The sequence below is a fragment of the Serratia sp. Ae19-1 genome (assembly GCF_059801225.1).
Genome location: NZ_JBCHWD010000006.1, coordinates 173,025 through 188,967 on the forward strand (window position 1 = coordinate 173,025; position 15,943 = coordinate 188,967).

Genomic DNA, 15,943 nt, shown 5'->3' on the forward strand with positions numbered 1-15,943 from the left:
GCCCGCCGGGGGTCAGACTTCGCTGGTGAAGCGGCCGAACAGCTGATAGCGGCTGCCGGGGTACAGCAATCGCGCCGAGGTCACCACGGTTTTACCGGACCAGGTGCGGCGGTGGATCAGCAGGCCGGGTTCGTGATCCTCCAGCTGCAGCAGCTCGCGCTCGCGCCGGGTAGGGATCACCGCTTCGACGATGTGTTCGCCGGCGGTCAGCGGCGCGGCCTGGGTCAGGTAGGTGTAAGGGGTGACACGGTCGAAATCCTGTTTAAGGTAATCCGGCGCCACCAGCGGGTTGACGCAGCGGTCTTCCACCTGCACCGGCACGTCGTTTTCGTAATGCACGATCTGCGAATAGAACAGCCGCTGGCCGGGCTGAATGCCCAGCGCCGTCGCTTCTTCATCGCTGGCCGCCCGGGCCTTCAGTTCGAGGATTTTGCTGCTGTGGCGATGGCCGCGCGCGGCGATCTCGTCGGCGATGTTGTGCACTTCCAGCAGCGCGGTATGCGCCTTGGCTTCGGCGACGAAGGTGCCGACGCCCTGCATGCGGATCAAAAAACCTTCGCTGGTCAGCTCGCGCAGCGCGCGGTTGATGGTCATGCGGCTGACGCCCAGTTCCGCCACCAGTTCACTTTCGGAGGGCACGCGCTGGTGCGGTTGCCAATGCCCCGCACGAATTTGATTCACGATCGCCTGTTTGACCCGTTGGTAGATCGGGGCGGGGGCATCGCTCATTGCAGCCGCCAGTTGTAACACGGTCTGTTGTTCAGCCACGACGTTAACCTCGTCAAATAAAAAAATAATAACACCAGTTTACTGTTGATGTCGGCGTATGTATATGTATATACAACTAGGGGCCGTCGCGCCAGAAACTTGCCGACGACCGACAAAAAATTCCTGAATGCGCGCCATCGCCGCGCCTCATTCACCGTTACACCAACAGTGGAATACTGCCATGCCTGCTTATTTTGCCCCACGCGCTTTGCTCCCTGAGGGCTGGGCGCATAACGTCCGGCTGGACGTCGATGTGCAAGGTTATCTGACTCAAGTCACCGCCAACGCAGAACCGCAAGGTTGCACCCGGCTGCACGGCGACGCGGTGCCGGGCATGCCGAACCTGCACTCGCACGCTTTCCAGCGCGCGATGGCCGGGCTGGCGGAAGTGGCGGGCAACCCGCAGGACAGCTTCTGGACCTGGCGCGATTTGATGTATCGCCTGGTGCAGCGCCTGACGCCGGAGCAGGTGGAGGTGGTCGCTCGTCAACTGTATATCGAAATGCTCAAGGGCGGATACACCCAGGTGGCCGAATTCCACTACCTGCATCACGACGCCGACGGCAAGCCTTACGCCGATCGCGGTGAGATGACCGGGCGCCTCAGCGCGGCCGCGCATCAGGCCGGCATCGGCATGACGATGCTGCCGGTGCTGTACAGCTACGCCGGTTTCGGCGCGCAGCCGGCGCAGCCGGGGCAGAAACGTTTTATCCAGGATACCGAAGGCTATCTGCAACAGCAGCAGGTGATTGCCCGCCAGCTGGCGGATCGTCCGCTGCAGAATCAGGGGCTGTGTTTCCACTCGCTGCGCGCGGTGGAGCTCGGCCAGATGCAGCAGATTTTGGCCGCGTCGGATCGCACCTTGCCGGTGCATATTCATATCGCCGAACAGCAAAAAGAGGTGAATGACTGCCTGGCGTGGAGCGGACAACGCCCGGTGGCCTGGCTGTATGACCATCTGCCGGTGGATCAGCGCTGGTGCCTGGTGCACGCCACTCATCTGGATCGCAGCGAGTTGGAAGCGTTGGCGCGCAGCCGCGCGGTGGCCGGCCTGTGCCCGACCACCGAAGCCAACCTCGGCGACGGCATTTTCCCCGGCGACGCCTATCTGCAGCAGGAGGGGCGCTGGGGCATCGGTTCCGACAGCCATGTTTCGCTCAACGTGGTGGAAGAGCTGCGCTGGTTTGAATACGGCCAGCGGCTGCGCGATCAGCGCCGCAACCGCCTGACCACGCCGCAGCAGCCGGCGGTGGGCGATGTGCTGTACCACCAGGCGCTGCAGGGCGGCGCGCAGGCGTGCGGCGCGCCGATCGGCCGATTGCAGAGCGGTTATCGCGCCGACTGGCTGGTGCTGGATGGCGACGATCCGTACCTGGCGGCGGCGCCTGACGCCTCGATCCTCAACCGTTGGCTGTTCGCCGGCGGCAAGGAACAAATTCGCGACGTGTTCGTCGGCGGCCGACAGGTGATCGAGCAGGGGCGGCATGCGTTGCAGCAGCAGAGCGGCGCCGAGTTCCTGCAGGTGTTGAAAACCTTCCAGCAGGAGGCGTAATGAGCCTGAACCGTTTCAACTTCGCCGCGTTGCCGGTCAGCCCATGGCGCAATGGCGGCGGGGAAACCCGTGAAATCGTCAGCTGGCCGCCGGGCGAGCAGAATTTCGACTGGCGCGCCAGCATCGCCACCATCGCGCAGGATGGGCCGTTTTCCGCCTTTGCGGGCATCGACCGTTCGATTACGCTGCTGGAAGGCGACGGCGTGCGGTTGTACAGCGCCGGGCATATCGATCATCAGCTGGCGCAGGTTGGGGAGCCGTTCGCATTCTCGGGCGACGTGGCGCTGGAGGCGACGCTGCTGGGCGGCGCCAGTCAGGATTTCAACATCATGACGCGCCGCGGCCGGCAGGCGGCCGAGGTGCGGCGCAGCACGGCGCCCGTCACCCTGTCACCCAACCGGGCGGGCGTGCTGTATGTGCTGAGCGGGGTCTGGTCGCTGCCGGGGGGCGGCGAACTGAGCGCGCGCGAGGGCGTCTGGTGGGCGGCGCAGGCGGTGAGCGGCGAGGTGAAGCCGTTGACCGCCGACGGCGCTATCCTGTGGGCGAACATCACAGCCTGCTAACGCAAGGTAGAGTCCTGCGCCCGGTTATGGGATTATTCACTTTTCCCCATTAATCATAAAGAAGGGCGCATGGCTTCGCTGAAAGACGTCGCAAAACTTGCCGGAGTCTCGCTGATGACGGTGTCCCGCGCCATCAATGAACCCGGCAAGCTGCGGCCGGAAACCTACCGCCGCGTCAAACAGGTTATCGACCAGTTGGACTACGTGCCGGATCTGTCGGCGCGGCGTATTCGCGGTGACGGAAATCGCGTGCAGACGCTCGGCGTGCTGGCGCTGGACACAGCCACGACGCCGTTCTCGGTGGAAATGATCCTGTCGATTGAGAAAACCGCCCGCGAGCGAGGCTGGAACAGCTTCGTCGTCAACCTGTTCGCCGACGACAACGCCGAACAGACCGTCGATCTGCTGCTGGCGCATCGTCCGGATGGGGTGATATTCACCACGATGGGACTGCGCGAGGTGACATTGCCGGCCAAACTGCTGGACAAAAAGCTGGTGCTGGCCAACTGCGTTAGCCCGACGCATGCGATCGCCAGCTATATTCCTGATGACGAGCAAGGACAGTATGACGCCACGCGCGCGCTGATCGCCAAAGGCTATCGCGCGCCACTGTGCATTCATTTACCGGCGGATACGCTGGCGGCGGGCCTGCGCCGTCGCGGTCTGGAACGCGCCTGGCGCGAAGCGGGGCGCGATGTTGAACAGCTGCGGCAGTATCATCTCGATCTGAGCGGCGGCGACCAAAGCTATCGCGACTGCGTCGCGCTGCTGGAGCGGCATTTCTCTGCAGGAAGGCGCGATTGCGATGTCGTGGTGTGCGGGAACGATCGGATAGCCTTTCTGGTGTATCAGGTATTGCTGGCACAAGGATGGCGCATACCGCAACAGGTAGCGGTGCTGGGTTACGACAATATGGTCGGCACCGGCGAGCTGTTCCTGCCGGCATTGACGACGGTGCAGCTGCCGCATTACGAGCTGGGCCGCCTTGCGGCGCTGCATGTGATTGAGCAGCGGGAGCAGCATGAGACGGTGAAAGTGCCTTGCCCACTGTTGGAGCGTGGTTCGCTGTAAGCGCACCGGATGCGTCGCTGTGCGCCCGGTGCTTATTCCCATTATCCCCAGATGCTTGCCAACTGCCATCCCGTGATGGGCTCGAACTCTGCCCGGCCGCCTTCGGCGAACAGGCTGGGGCGGCGATCGCCCTTCGTCGGATAAATTCGGCTGGTCAGGCAGGCTTGCCCCTGATTGACGAAGATCTCCAGCGATGAGCGGTCAATGAAGATCCGTAGCGACAGGGTCTCACCTTCTGGCAGCGGCACGCTGCGGCAGGTGCACAGGGCGCGGTTTTCATGAAAACGCTCCAGCACCAGCCGGTGCGCCTGATTGTCGACGAACAGCCGCGCCGCACTCCCGATGGCCAGCCCGTAGCGCTCGGCGTCGTTGTCGGCCGGTCTCAACGTCAGGGTGAGTTCCTGCACGTCGTCCGCCAGCGGCAGATGTTGATTGGTCAGCGTCTGTGCCAAAAACGTGTGCGATTCTCGGCGCAGCGCCGCCAGTTCACGCGCCGGGTTCATGCGGACGCTGCCGTCGGCGGCCAGCGTCAGCTCACGCGGCAGGGTGAGGGCGCCCGCCCAACGGTGCGCTTTGCTGGGCATTGGGGATTCCCACATATCCATCCAGGCAAACAGCAGCCGACGGCCGTCGGCGGCGGTGAAGGTCTGCGGCGCATAGAAATCGTGGCCGGCATCCAGCTCGCAGAAGGGTTGGGTCACCCTAAAGTCGCTGTCAGGCCGCCAGTGGCCGAGCAGATAGCCGCTCTGGAAGCGATTGCGGTAGCGGTAGCCCTGTGCCGCCAGTCCCTGCGGGGAAAACAACAACAGGTGTTGTTCCCCCAGCGGGAAGAAATCCGGGCATTCCCACATATACCCTTGATGCGCCGCCTGCGCACCGGCCAGCACCCGATCGAAGCACCAGGCGCGCAGATCTGCAGAACGGTACAGGCGCACCTGGCCCAGGCCGTTTTCTTTGGCACCGATCACCAGCCACCATTCGCCGTTCTCGCGCCAGACTTTCGGATCGCGGAAATGCTGAATGCCGTCCGGCGGGGCCAGCACGGGCCCGTGCTTGACGAAGCGTATGCCATCTTCGCTGGTGGCCAGACATTGCACTTCCCGCACCTGGCTGTCGTCGCCGGGCTCGCCCAGCCACACGTGGCCGGTATAAATCAGCGTCAGCACGCCGTTGTCATCCACGGCGCAGCCGGAAAAGCAACCGTCTTTGTCATAGGGCGCATCGGGCGCCAGGGCGATGGGCTGGTGCTGCCAGCGGATCAGATCGCGGCTGGTCGCGTGCCCCCAGTGCATGGGGCCCCAGTGCTCGCTATAGGGGTGATGCTGGAAGAAGGCATGATAGACGCCGTCAATACAGATCAGGCCGTTGGGATCGTTGATCCAGCCGGCGGGCGGCGCGAGATGGAACTGCGGGTAGTATTCGTCTCGGCGCTCTGCGCGCAGGGCTTCGACCGCATGGTCGGCTTGAGCTAAGGCAGTGTTCATTGGACAGACTCACTTGATTTAATGGCGGATTGAAAGGGGGTTGCGCTGGCGGAACGTTCGCCGCGCAGCAGGAAACAGGAGACAAGCGTCGTGGCGGCGACCGCGCACCCCATCAGCAGATAGGTGTCGGCAAAGCCGATGCGGTCATAACCGTAGCCCGCCAGTGGCGACAGGAAGCTGGCCATCACCTGGGTGATGAACTGAAAGCCCACCAGGTAAAGCGTTGAGGAGAGGCGACTGTCGAAGCGGCTGGCGATGTATTTGAAGATAGCGATCAGCAGGATAGGCAACTCCACGGCGTGCAGCAGTTTCATGGCAGAGATCATCAATGCGCCGCTGACCAAGCCTGAGCCGAACATGCGCAGCGCCATCACGCCACCGGCCAGCAACAGCCCCTGTTTGGCGCCGATGCGGTTCACCAGCAGCGGCGCCAGGAACATGCCGCCGGCTTCGAGGAAGACCTGCAGCGAGTTGAGGAAGCCGTACATCTCGTTGCCCTGTTCGCGAGAAGCGAACTGCGAAGCGAAGTAGACCGAAAATTGCTGATCGAAAACGTTGTACACGCTGATACCGAGCACAAACACCACCAGCGCCCAGAAGCCCGGCATACGCAGCAGCGCCAGCGCATCCTGCAGCCGCAGATTTTCCGGTTTGCCGAACGCCAGGCCGGCCATCGCGTTCGGCTTCAGCTCGCGCACCTGGCTGAGCAGCAACAGGAATACTATGGCGGCGGCGGAGGCCAGCCAGAAATTGATGTTCGGATCGATATTGAAGATAAAACCGGCCAAAAAGGTGGCGCTGGCCCAGCCGAGCGATCCCCACATGCGGGCGCGGCCGAATTCGAAACCGCTGATGCGGCTGACTCGCTCGGTATAAGATTCCAGCGCGCCGATGCCGGCGAAGAAGGTGGCGCCGATAAATACCCCGCCGACCAGCGCGCCGAGCGGCAGGCTGCTGGCCAGCAGCGGAGCGTATACGTAGATAAAAAACGGGCCGGTCAGCAACAGCATCACGCCGAGAAACTGCAGCAGGTGCTTGCGCAGCCCAAGTTTGTCCTGAATAAACCCGTACAGCGGCTGTGCGCACAGCGCCACCAACGAGATAGCGGAGAAGATCAGGCCGGTTTCGGCGCCTTTCAGGCCGATCTTCTGATTCAGCCACAGCGAGATCAGCGAAAAGCTGGAAGACCAGGTGAAGAAAAAGAAGAACAGCAGGCCGCTGAGCAGCACGTAATATTTTTTAGTCTCGCGGTTCATGGGTAGGGCCCCGGTGAGTGAAGTTAGCTCTATTGTTAACGTTAACTCGCAAAGGGATGAAGCTAGCAGATATCACGCGTGCGATGTTAATCACAAAAGTTAACGTTAACATTTCGGCGTTGTGATCGAGGTCACGAGTTGGCAAGGGGGCGATGTGCCCCCGAAGGATTAACGATCGTTCAGCGAGCGCAGATGGTCGTCGCGGCGCAGCGTCATCAGCGCAAACAGGCTGACCACCGAGGTGGCGACCACGTAGTAGGCGGGAATGTCGATATTGCCGGTCTGCTTGATGAGACCGGTGATAATCAGCCCGGCCGAGCCGGAAAACACCGCATTGGACAGCGAGTAAGCCAGCCCCAGACCGGTATAGCGCACCCGGGTCGGGAACATCTCCGCCAGCATCGCTGGGCCGGGACCGGCCAGCAGCCCGACCACCGCACCGGCGATCAGCACCGCCAGCCCTTTGACCCACAGTGAGCTCTGCGCATCCTGCAACAGATGCAGCAGTGGGAAGGTGAACAGGATCACTGCCGCCACCGCCGTCAGCATCACCGTTTTACGCCCCAGCCTGTCGCTGATGATGCCCGCCGGCAGGATGGTCAGGGCGAAGCCGACGTTGGCCAGCACCGTCGCCACCAGCGCTTGCTGGAAGGTGGCGTGCAGCGAGGTTTGCAAATAGGAAGGCATGACCACCAGGAAGGTATAACCGGCGGCTGACCAGCCCATCATGCGACCGATGCCGATCAGAATGGTTTTCACCACGCCGCTCAGTTTCGCTTCCTGCGGTGTGGCGGCCTGTTCCACGCGTTGCTGCGCCTGGGTGAACGTGGGTGTCTCCTCGAGCTTGAGCCGCAGCCACAGCGCCACGGCGCCCATCGGCAGCGCCAGCAAGAACGGAATGCGCCAACCCCAGTCATGCAGCTGCTGCGCGCTGAGCAGCGCGGCCAGCAGCGCCACCAGTCCGGCGCCGGCCAACAGGCCGAGCGCGACGGTCAGCGATTGCCAGGCGCCGAACAGCCCGCGCTTGCGCTTGGGAGCAAACTCGGTCATCAGCGACACCGCGCCGCCGAATTCGCCGCCGGCGAACAGCCCCTGAAACATGCGCAGCAGCGTCAGCAGCAGCGGGGCTGCGACGCCGATAGAGGCATAGGTTGGCATGACGCCGATCAGCGCGGTGGCCAGCGTCATCAACAGCAGTACCGCAATCAGCGTCGGCCGGCGGCCGATGCGATCGCCGATGCGGCCGAAGATCACCGCGCCGATCGGTCGGCAGAAAAACGCCAGCGCAAAGGCGGCGTAGGTGAGGATCAGGCTGGTGATTTCATTTTCACCCTGCAGGGTGAAAAAATTGGCGGCGATAACGGTGGCCAGGAAGCCATATACGCCGAACTCATACCATTCGATAAAGTTGCCGACCGAGCCGGCCAGCAACGCCTGACGCGACCGGCGCGCGTCGAGAGTCTGTTGATTCATCCCCGTTCCCATACATTTGAATTATTGTTCGTCAGTTCTAAATTTATACGACAAAACAATCAATTGATTTCAGCGGGAACTGTGAGGCACTCAGCGCATGCCGTCGATGCGCCACCATCCGGGGCACACATCGGCGAAAGCATGTGAGACCGGGCGCAGCTCCGGCAGATCGGCGCGGTCGAAGCTGCCGGTGGCCAGCGCCACCGTCGGTTCGTCGTCTACCGCTCCCAGCGTGCTGCCGCAGCGCGGGCAAAAGGCGCGGCTGGAGTAGGGGGAGGAGCGGTACAGCGCGGGCATGCCGCCAGGGCCGTTCCACTCGACGGCCTGACGCGGGAATTCGACCCAGCACAGCGTTGGCGCGCCGGAGTGGCGGCGGCAAAAATCGCAGGAACAGCTGTGCGGGTTGCCTGGCATGCCGTGTGCCTGAAAGCGAATATGTCCGCACAGGCAGCCGCCGCTATAGCGTGGATTTTGCATGATTTCTCCGTCATCAGCGCGGGGGAAACGATGAAAATCACTATAGCCATATCGCGAAAAAATAACAGGCCTCCACAGGGCGATTACCAGAGCAACGGCGCCGGCTCGCGGCCATTTTCGGCGTAGTACAGCGAGGGCAGGAACTGCGCTAAATAGCTGAACTCGTTGTAGCAGTGGCGCATCAGGTTAAACCCGATGTCGTCCGCCAGTTCGTCGTGGGCGTTGGCGCAGGCTTTACCCAGCAGGAAGCGGCTGCGCAGCACGCACCCATAGGGCGTATCGCGCACCAGATGCAGCATTTCGCCGTCGCAGGGATCGCCGTTGTCATCCAGCGCCACCTGATCGCCGAAGCCGATGCGCGCGCAAACGGCGGCGGAGAGCGCCTGCGCGTCGCGCGCTTGGCGCAGCGGCTGCGGCGCGAAGAAGTCCTCGGCGGCGTGAAACTTGAGGCGCGCCGCGACCGGCGGCAGCTCCGCCAGCCATTCGACCGCTTCGATGCTGGCGCCGACGTAGCTTTCCCCTTTTTTCCAGTGGCGATCCCAGCCGCGATGTTCGACGTGATCGTGCGGGTGCCACCAGTTGATGTGCTGGGTGCTCTCGAAGAAGGTGAACCACCAGTCCAGCATGCGCCCTTTACAACCGTGCAGATCGGTTCGAACCGCTACGGTGAGCAGGCCGTCGGCGCTGCGGCTCAGCCCCATTTCCAGCCGCAGCGGCTCGGGCCTGAGCAACTCGTTGATATCGTTGACGCCCCAGGGCGCCAGCAGGGAAGGATGTGTCATAATGGATTCCTGTTTTATTTTGGAAACGATATTTGTTTCCAAAATAAAGCTATGCCGTTATGCTGAGTCTGTCAACGCTTGTGAGGAACAAATATGGCGAACCCGAATGAAGAACCGCTGCGCGCTCGTGGCCGGCCGGCCACGCCGGAAACGGCGCTGCGCGACGCGCTGACGCAGGCGACGCTGGCGCTGCTGCTCGACGGCGGATACGCCGCGGCAACGGTGGATGCGGTGGCGAAACGTGCCGGGGTGGCTAAAAAAACCCTGTATCGCTTTGCCGCTAATCGCGATGAGCTGGTGGCGCAGGCGGTGAGCGGCTGGACCGAGGCGTTTAAGCCGGCCTTCGCACAGGATGCCGGGCGGCGGGAAGCGGTAGCGCCGCTGTTGGAAACGGGACTGAAGGCGGTGGCGCAGCAGGTGCTGAGCGCCGAAGCGGTGGGCATGTTTCGGCTGCTGCAGAGCGATTTCCCGGGGCGTGAGGCGCTGCTGGACAGCTACCAGCGCAACGGCATTCAGCGCGGGCGGGCGACGGTGGCGGATTGGCTGCGGCGCCAGCAGCAATACGGCTGGTTGCTTGCCCGCGACTGGGCGCAAACCAGCGACCTGTTGCTGGCGATGACCATCGCCGAACCGCTGCGCCAGATGACGTTGGGGCTGCTGCCGCCGGGCAGCGCGATCGACGAACGCATCGCGGCGGCGGTGGCGCTGGTGATGCCGGGGTTGCTGCGCGGCGAAAACGCGGAGTGCGCCACATTGTGAGCCGTATTCATCTGTGGCATGTTGATTGTTCAATCCATATCACTTTTTCGCGATGCCCACATGAATGCTGCTTACCCGTTCAAGCAGGGCGATCTGTTCGCCTTGACCGTTTTTCTGGCTGTTGCCACCCATCGCAGCTTTCACGCGGCGGCGGTGGAGCTGGAGGTGACGCCGTCGGCGGTCAGCCACTCGATAAAAAACCTGGAACAGCGGCTTGGGGTGAGGCTGTTCAACCGCACCACGCGTAGCGTGGCGCCGACCGAGGCGGGTGAGCGTTTGGCGGCGCAGCTGCGCCCGGCGCTGTCGTCTATTTCGCAGGCGCTGCATGAAGTGGATGAATGGCGCGCCACGCCGAGCGGCACCGTGCGCATCAACGCCAGCGAAGGGGCGGTCAGGCTGGTATTGCGCCCGTTGCTGGCCGATTTCCTGCGCGAGTACCCCCATATCCATCTGGACATCGTTTGCGACGGCAAGCTGAGCGATATCGTCGCCGAGGGGTTTGATGTCGGCATTCGGCTGGCGGAAGCCGTGCCGCAGGACATGATCGCGATGCGCGTCAGCCCGCCCGTACGTTTCGCCGCCATCGCCGCGCCCGGCTATTTCGCCGTCCATGGGCGCCCGGCGACGCCGCAGGATTTGCTGCGTCATAACTGCATCCGTTTTCGCTTCGACAGCGGCACGATTTATCGTTGGGAATTTGAACGCGATGGCCTTAGCGAGTCGATCGGCGTCACCGGCGCGTTGACGCTGACCGATCAACCCCTGATGGTGGAGGCCGCCATCGACGGTATCGGCATCGCTTTCGTTCCCGAACATTTGGCGCTAGAGGCGTTGCACGACGGGCGACTGGAGCGGGTGCTGGAGGCGTGGTGTCCGGCTTATCCGGGGCTGTGTCTCTACTACTCCGGCCATCGTCACGTTTCGGGCGCGCTGAAGGCGTTGATCGAGTATCTGCGCGCGGCGCAGTCCTGATGCGTGCTTCTTTCGGCGACGCCAATTAGTGAGCCGCCTTCATCTCGACAGTGAGGTTCGCTTGCATTGTTGCGGCGTGGGGCCTGCCTTACGCTCATGAGGAGACGCCGGGCAATCGTCCGGAACCCGCACCACAATGCAGCGAGGAATCGATGATGGATAAGAAGATGAAAGCGGTAGTTATGACCGGCGCCAACCGGCCCTGGGAAATCAGACAGGTGCCGATGCCCCGCGCAGAACCGGGTCAGGTTCTGGTCAAAGTACACGCCTCGGGCATGTGCTACACCGACGTGTGGGCGACGCAAGGATACGGCGGCGATATTTACCCGCAAACGCCGGGTCATGAAGTGGTGGGGGAAGTGGTTGAGGTGGGCGCCGGCGTGCATACGCGGCAGATCGGCGATCGCGTCGGCACCACCTGGGTGCAATCGGCCTGCGGCCGCTGCCCGTACTGCCGCGAAAATCGGCCGCTGACGGGGCAAACGGCGATGAACTGCCCGGCGCCGCGCACCACCGGTTTTGCCGCCCAGGGTGGCCACGCCGAGTATATCGCCATCGCCGCGGAAGGCACGGTGTTACTGCCGGACGGGCTGTCTTATATCGACGCCGCGCCAATGATGTGTGCGGGGTATACCACCTGGAGCGGCCTGCGCGACGCGGCGCCGTTGCCGCATGAAACGGTCGCGGTGTTGGGTATCGGCGGGCTGGGGCATGTCGCGCTGCAGCTGTCGAAAGCCTGCGGTTTCGATACCGTTGCCATCACTCATTCGCCGGACAAGCACGCGCTGGCGAAGCAGTTGGGCGCCGATCGCATCGTCGCCTCCGGCAAGGCGCTGCGGGAGAGCGGCGGCGCGGATATTCTGCTGGTGACCACCAATGACTTCGACTCCGCGCAGGAAGCGATGAACGGCCTGCGGGTTGATGGCCGAGTGGTGTTGTGCGGGCTGGACTTCAGCAAGCCGTTCGCTATCTCTTCGGAAGGGGTGCCGTTCCATATGATGCGTCAGCGGGTGATCGGGTCGACCCATGGCGGGCAGCACTACCTGAGTGAGGTGCTGAACCTGGCGGCGAAAGGCAAAGTGAAGCCGATTGTCGAGACGTTTGCGCTGGAACAAGCCCAGGAGGCTTATGAACGGCTTGCCTCGGGTAACATGCGTTTTCGCGGTGTCTTCGTGCCATCGGCGGCGTGAGAAAAGGGCCGAGAATTCGGCCCTTGATGGCAGGGCGCCGCGGCGCCCTGCTTCTGTTACAGCTTGGGCCCGGCGTTCACCAGTTTTTCGCCCGCCTGGGTGACGGTGTATTTAGCGAAGTTGTCGATAAAGCGCTGTGCCAGATCCTGCGCCTTCTCCCGCCACAGCGATTCGTCGGCGTAGGTTTTGCGCGGATCGAGGATGGACGGATCGACGCCCGGCAGCGCGGTCGGCACTTCCAGCCCGAAGATCGGCAGCGTGAAGGTCTCGGCCTGTTCAATATCGCCATTCAAAATCGCGTCGATGATGCCGCGTGTATCTTTGATCGAAATGCGCTTGCCGCTGCCGTTCCAGCCGGTGTTCACTAGGTAAGCCTGGGCGCCAGCGGCCTCCATGCGTTTCACCAGCACTTCGGCGTACTGCGTCGGGTGCAGCGTCAGGAACGCGGCGCCGAAGCAGGCGGAGAAGGTTGGCGTCGGTGCGGTGATGCCGCGTTCGGTGCCGGCCAGCTTGGCGGTGAAGCCGGACAGGAAGTGATATTGAGTCTGCTCCGGCGTCAGGCGCGATACCGGCGGCAGCACGCCGAAGGCGTCGGCGGTCAGGAAGATGATCTTGCGCGCATGGCCGGCCTTGGATACCGGCTTGACGATGTTCTCGATGTGATAAATCGGGTAGGAGACGCGGGTGTTCTCGGTTTTGCTGGCGTCGTCGAAGTCGATGCTGCCGTCGGCCAGCACGGTGACGTTCTCCAACAACGCATCGCGGCGGATCGCCTGATAGATTTCCGGTTCCGCCTGCGGCGACAGCTTGATGGTTTTGGCGTAGCAGCCGCCTTCGAAGTTGAACACGCCGTCGTCGTCCCAACCGTGCTCGTCATCGCCGATCAGCTGGCGTTTCGGATCGGTAGAGAGGGTGGTTTTGCCGGTGCCGGACAGGCCGAAGAATACCGCTACGTCGCCTTGCTCGCCGACGTTGGCCGAGCAGTGCATCGAGGCGATGCCCTGCAGCGGCAGCAGATAGTTCATGATCGAAAACAGGCCTTTCTTCATCTCGCCGCCATACCAGGTGCCGCCGATCAGCTGCATGCGCTCGGTCAGGTTGAAGGCGACGAAGTTTTCCGAGTGCAGCCCCTGCTGCTGCCAGTCCGGGTTGGTGCATTTGGCGCCGTTCATCACCACGAAGTCCGGTTCAAAGTCCGCCAGTTCGGCTTCGGTCGGGCGGATGAACATGTTTTTCACGAAGTGCGCCTGCCAGGCCACCTCGGTGATGAAGCGCACCTTGAGGCGCGTGTCGGCGTTGGCGCCGCAGAAGGCGTCCACCACGAACAGGCGCTTGCCGGAGAGCTGATTGCCCACCAGCGTCTTCAGATGCTGCCAGACTTCCGGCGAGAGCGGCTGGTTGTCGTTCTTGCCGGTGCCGCTGTCGGACCACCAGACGGTGTCGCGCGTGGTGTCGTCGCGCACGATGTATTTGTCTTTCGGCGAACGGCCGGTGAATTCGCCGGTGGCGACGTTGACCGCCCCCAGTTGGGTGAGGGTGCCGCGCTCCAGCGGCGGCAGGTCGGCGCGGGTCTCTTCGGCGAACAGCAATTCATAGCTGGGGTTATAAACGATGTCGGCGGCCTGATGGATACCGTAACCAGCGAGGGTTTGTGGGGTAACAGCGCGTGAAGACATATTCTACTTCCTTATGAGTCATATTATGCCTTTTTCCCGCGCGGTGCCGCGCGCAGGATTAAGGATCGGATCAAGCTGACCGGATTCAGCTAATGGCGTTTCCGGTTCTTTATTAATAAAACAGGGGGCTTTTTCGCCCTCCTATAGCATAGCAGCGAATTTAAACTTGATTACTTTAATTACAAAATGCTGACGATAATTAATTAAAACCAACCTTGGCGGAGGGTCACAATATTGAATTCCACCCGCGTAATTTAGTTTTGCATTTTTATTTTTTATCATATCGTCAGGACTGTCTACTGTTTTATTTCTTATTAGAAAAGGCGAAGTCCGCAATAGGATTTTTCGTAATCATTTGTTTTTGCTTGGCTATGGCAGGTTGTTGCGCCAGGTAAACCTAACCGTACTGTACGCTTGTCAGCAGGGTGAATAATGAAACAGATAAATGCAGAACTGGCCTGTGATAAAAATACGGCCTCGTCCGAATCTTCAGGGTTAATTAATCAACTTCGTCAAATAGATATCGGTGCGGTCCCGATCTCGTTGTTTATCACCATTTGTGCGATCGTGGCGATTTCCGCCTACGCCAACTTCCTGCCGAAGAATATGATCGGCGGCCTGGCGGTGATAATGACGCTGGGCTTTGCATTGGCGCAGTTGGGTAAAAGCATTCCCGTGCTGCGCGATATCGGCGGACCGGCCATTCTGTGTTTGATGGTGCCGTCGGTGCTGGTCTATTTCAACGTGTTCCAGCCCAACGTCATGGGCACCGTCCATCTGCTGATGAAAGACGCCAACCTGCTTTATTTCGTTATCGCCAGTCTGGTGGTCGGCAGCATTCTCGGCATGAACCGGGTGATCCTGATCCAGGGGATGATTCGCATGTTCGTGCCGCTGGTGGTGGGCACGGTCACGGCGGTGATCACCGGGCTGCTGGTAGGCAAACTGTTCGGCTTTACCTTCTATCACACCTTCTTCTTCATCATTGTGCCGATCATCGGCGGCGGCATCGGCGAGGGCATTTTACCGCTGTCGCTGGCCTATTCGGCGATCCTGGGCTCGACGCCGGACGTCTATGTCGCGCAGTTGGCGCCGGCGGCGGTGCTGGGCAACATTTTCGCCATCGTCACCGCCGGGGTGCTGGCGCGCATCGGTATGCAACGCAAGGCGCTGAGCGGTGACGGCATGCTGATCCGTTCGGCGCAGGAGAACGCGATGTTCGCCATCAAGGAGCAAAGCGGCAACGTCGATTTTCAACTGATGGGGGGCGGGCTGCTGGTGATTTGCGCCTTCTTTATCGTCGGCGGCCTGTTCGAGCACATCGTGCATATCCCCGGCCCGGTGCTGATGATCCTGTTTGCGGTGCTGTGCAAATACTGTCGGGTGATACCGGCCTCGATGGAGACCGGCGCGCACAGTTTCTACAAGTTCGTCTCCACGGCGCTGGTGTGGCCGCTGATGATCGGCCTGGGCATGCTCTACGTGCCGCTGGAAAGCGTGGTGGCGGTGTTCTCTGTCGGTTATGTGGTGGTCTGCGGCTCGGTAGTGCTGTCGATGGGGCTGGTCAGTTTTCTGATCGCGCCTTATCTGAAGATGTTCCCGGTGGAAGCGGCGATCGTCACCTGTTGCCACAGCGGCCTGGGCGGCACCGGCGATGTGGCGATCCTGTCGGCGTCGAACCGTATGGGGTTGATGCCGTTTGCCCAAATCGCCACGCGTATCGGCGGCGCTTCCACGGTCATTGGTGCGACGCTGCTGCTCGGTTGGTTAGTCTGAGTCCAGAGTTTCTTATGGATAACCGGGGTTGGATTGCCCCGGTTTTTTCATGCGTCTTTTTCGCCGATCGTGATAATGCTGATTATTATCTTGAAAATCATTCATGTGGCGAAAATGCATAGCCGTATTTTATCTAAGAAAATT

14 protein-coding genes are annotated in these 15,943 nt (G+C 61.7%); 7 read left to right on the forward strand and 7 right to left on the reverse strand.

Annotated features, from left to right (window positions below):
- Positions 1-12: 12 nt before the first annotated feature.
- A complete protein-coding gene (gene hutC, locus AAIE04_RS18135) occupies positions 13-768 on the reverse strand; it encodes a histidine utilization transcriptional repressor HutC (RefSeq protein ID WP_025160260.1) in 756 nt (251 codons plus the stop codon).
- Between the two features lie 181 nt (positions 769-949).
- Between hutC and AAIE04_RS18140 the strand changes: the two genes are divergently transcribed.
- The 3 genes from AAIE04_RS18140 to AAIE04_RS18150 all read left to right on the forward strand — a co-directional run bounded on the left by AAIE04_RS18140 (position 950) and on the right by AAIE04_RS18150 (position 3,954).
- Complete coding sequence (locus tag AAIE04_RS18140; RefSeq protein WP_498577474.1) at positions 950-2,320, forward strand: formimidoylglutamate deiminase; 1,371 nt, start codon at positions 950-952, stop codon at positions 2,318-2,320.
- Positions 2,320-2,883, forward strand: coding sequence for a HutD/Ves family protein (locus AAIE04_RS18145; protein WP_432525265.1), 564 nt, complete (start codon positions 2,320-2,322; stop codon positions 2,881-2,883). The genes AAIE04_RS18140 and AAIE04_RS18145 overlap by 1 nt, the downstream gene beginning before the upstream one ends.
- Positions 2,884-2,952: 69 nt before the next feature.
- A complete protein-coding gene (locus AAIE04_RS18150) occupies positions 2,953-3,954 on the forward strand; it encodes a LacI family DNA-binding transcriptional regulator (RefSeq protein ID WP_498577475.1) in 1,002 nt (333 codons plus the stop codon).
- Between the two features lie 41 nt (positions 3,955-3,995).
- Here AAIE04_RS18150 and AAIE04_RS18155 read toward each other — a convergent pair whose 3' ends face one another.
- The 5 genes from AAIE04_RS18155 to AAIE04_RS18175 form a co-directional block, all read right to left on the reverse strand.
- Entirely contained in the window at positions 3,996-5,438 is a 1,443-nt protein-coding gene (locus AAIE04_RS18155) for a glycoside hydrolase family 32 protein (RefSeq protein ID WP_498577476.1), read from the reverse strand.
- Positions 5,435-6,694, reverse strand: a complete 1,260-nt coding sequence (locus AAIE04_RS18160; protein ID WP_063919282.1) for an MFS transporter — start codon at positions 6,692-6,694, stop codon at positions 5,435-5,437. Before AAIE04_RS18160 ends, AAIE04_RS18155 begins: the two co-directional genes overlap by 4 nt.
- 168 nt (positions 6,695-6,862) lie before the next feature.
- Entirely contained in the window at positions 6,863-8,167 is a 1,305-nt protein-coding gene (locus AAIE04_RS18165) for an MFS transporter (RefSeq protein WP_498577477.1), read from the reverse strand.
- 90 nt (positions 8,168-8,257) lie between these two features.
- Positions 8,258-8,644 carry a GFA family protein gene (locus AAIE04_RS18170; RefSeq protein ID WP_498577478.1) on the reverse strand — a complete coding sequence of 129 codons (387 nt, stop codon included), beginning with the start codon at positions 8,642-8,644 and terminating at the stop codon, positions 8,258-8,260.
- Positions 8,645-8,727: 83 nt separating this feature from the next.
- Entirely contained in the window at positions 8,728-9,426 is a 699-nt protein-coding gene (locus AAIE04_RS18175) for a DAPG hydrolase family protein (protein WP_019454853.1), read from the reverse strand.
- Positions 9,427-9,519: 93 nt separating this feature from the next.
- Between AAIE04_RS18175 and AAIE04_RS18180 the strand changes: the two genes are divergently transcribed.
- The 3 genes from AAIE04_RS18180 (at position 9,520) to AAIE04_RS18190 (ending at position 12,347) form a co-directional block, all read left to right on the forward strand.
- Entirely contained in the window at positions 9,520-10,185 is a 666-nt protein-coding gene (locus AAIE04_RS18180; protein ID WP_198636482.1) for a TetR/AcrR family transcriptional regulator, read from the forward strand.
- Positions 10,186-10,245: 60 nt separating this feature from the next.
- Positions 10,246-11,157, forward strand: coding sequence for a LysR family transcriptional regulator (locus AAIE04_RS18185; RefSeq protein WP_019454855.1), 912 nt, complete (start codon positions 10,246-10,248; stop codon positions 11,155-11,157).
- A 167-nt stretch (positions 11,158-11,324) separates the two neighbouring features.
- Positions 11,325-12,347: an alcohol dehydrogenase catalytic domain-containing protein gene (locus AAIE04_RS18190; RefSeq protein WP_026036133.1), complete on the forward strand. Its 1,023-nt coding sequence runs from the start codon at positions 11,325-11,327 to the stop codon at positions 12,345-12,347.
- 56 nt (positions 12,348-12,403) lie between these two features.
- Here the strand turns inward: AAIE04_RS18190 and pckA are convergent, their stop codons facing one another.
- Positions 12,404-14,023, reverse strand: a complete 1,620-nt coding sequence (gene pckA, locus AAIE04_RS18195) for a phosphoenolpyruvate carboxykinase (ATP) (RefSeq protein WP_198636480.1) — start codon at positions 14,021-14,023, stop codon at positions 12,404-12,406.
- A gap of 432 nt (positions 14,024-14,455) precedes the next feature.
- Between pckA and AAIE04_RS18200 the strand changes: the two genes are divergently transcribed.
- Positions 14,456-15,799 carry a 2-hydroxycarboxylate transporter family protein gene (locus tag AAIE04_RS18200; RefSeq protein ID WP_498577479.1) on the forward strand — a complete coding sequence of 448 codons (1,344 nt, stop codon included), beginning with the start codon at positions 14,456-14,458 and terminating at the stop codon, positions 15,797-15,799.
- The last annotated feature ends 144 nt before the right edge of the window (positions 15,800-15,943 follow it).

What these genes read in the sequence shown, in the direction of transcription:
- AAIE04_RS18140 (WP_498577474.1), top strand. Translation starts at nt 950, where the DNA reads ATGCCTGCTTATTTTGCCCCACGCGCTTTGCTCCCTGAGGGCTGGGCG.
- AAIE04_RS18145 (WP_432525265.1), top strand. Translation starts at nt 2,320, where the DNA reads ATGAGCCTGAACCGTTTCAACTTCGCCGCGTTGCCGGTCAGCCCATGG.
- AAIE04_RS18150 (WP_498577475.1), top strand. Translation starts at nt 2,953, where the DNA reads ATGGCTTCGCTGAAAGACGTCGCAAAACTTGCCGGAGTCTCGCTGATG.
- AAIE04_RS18155 (WP_498577476.1), bottom strand. Translation starts at nt 5,438, where the DNA reads ATGAACACTGCCTTAGCTCAAGCCGACCATGCGGTCGAAGCCCTGCGC.
- AAIE04_RS18160 (WP_063919282.1), bottom strand. Translation starts at nt 6,694, where the DNA reads ATGAACCGCGAGACTAAAAAATATTACGTGCTGCTCAGCGGCCTGCTG.
- AAIE04_RS18165 (WP_498577477.1), bottom strand. Translation starts at nt 8,167, where the DNA reads ATGAATCAACAGACTCTCGACGCGCGCCGGTCGCGTCAGGCGTTGCTG.
- AAIE04_RS18170 (WP_498577478.1), bottom strand. Translation starts at nt 8,644, where the DNA reads ATGCAAAATCCACGCTATAGCGGCGGCTGCCTGTGCGGACATATTCGC.
- AAIE04_RS18175 (WP_019454853.1), bottom strand. Translation starts at nt 9,426, where the DNA reads ATGACACATCCTTCCCTGCTGGCGCCCTGGGGCGTCAACGATATCAAC.
- AAIE04_RS18180 (WP_198636482.1), top strand. Translation starts at nt 9,520, where the DNA reads ATGGCGAACCCGAATGAAGAACCGCTGCGCGCTCGTGGCCGGCCGGCC.
- AAIE04_RS18185 (WP_019454855.1), top strand. Translation starts at nt 10,246, where the DNA reads ATGAATGCTGCTTACCCGTTCAAGCAGGGCGATCTGTTCGCCTTGACC.
- AAIE04_RS18190 (WP_026036133.1), top strand. Translation starts at nt 11,325, where the DNA reads ATGAAAGCGGTAGTTATGACCGGCGCCAACCGGCCCTGGGAAATCAGA.
- pckA (WP_198636480.1), bottom strand. Translation starts at nt 14,023, where the DNA reads ATGTCTTCACGCGCTGTTACCCCACAAACCCTCGCTGGTTACGGTATC.
- AAIE04_RS18200 (WP_498577479.1), top strand. Translation starts at nt 14,456, where the DNA reads ATGAAACAGATAAATGCAGAACTGGCCTGTGATAAAAATACGGCCTCG.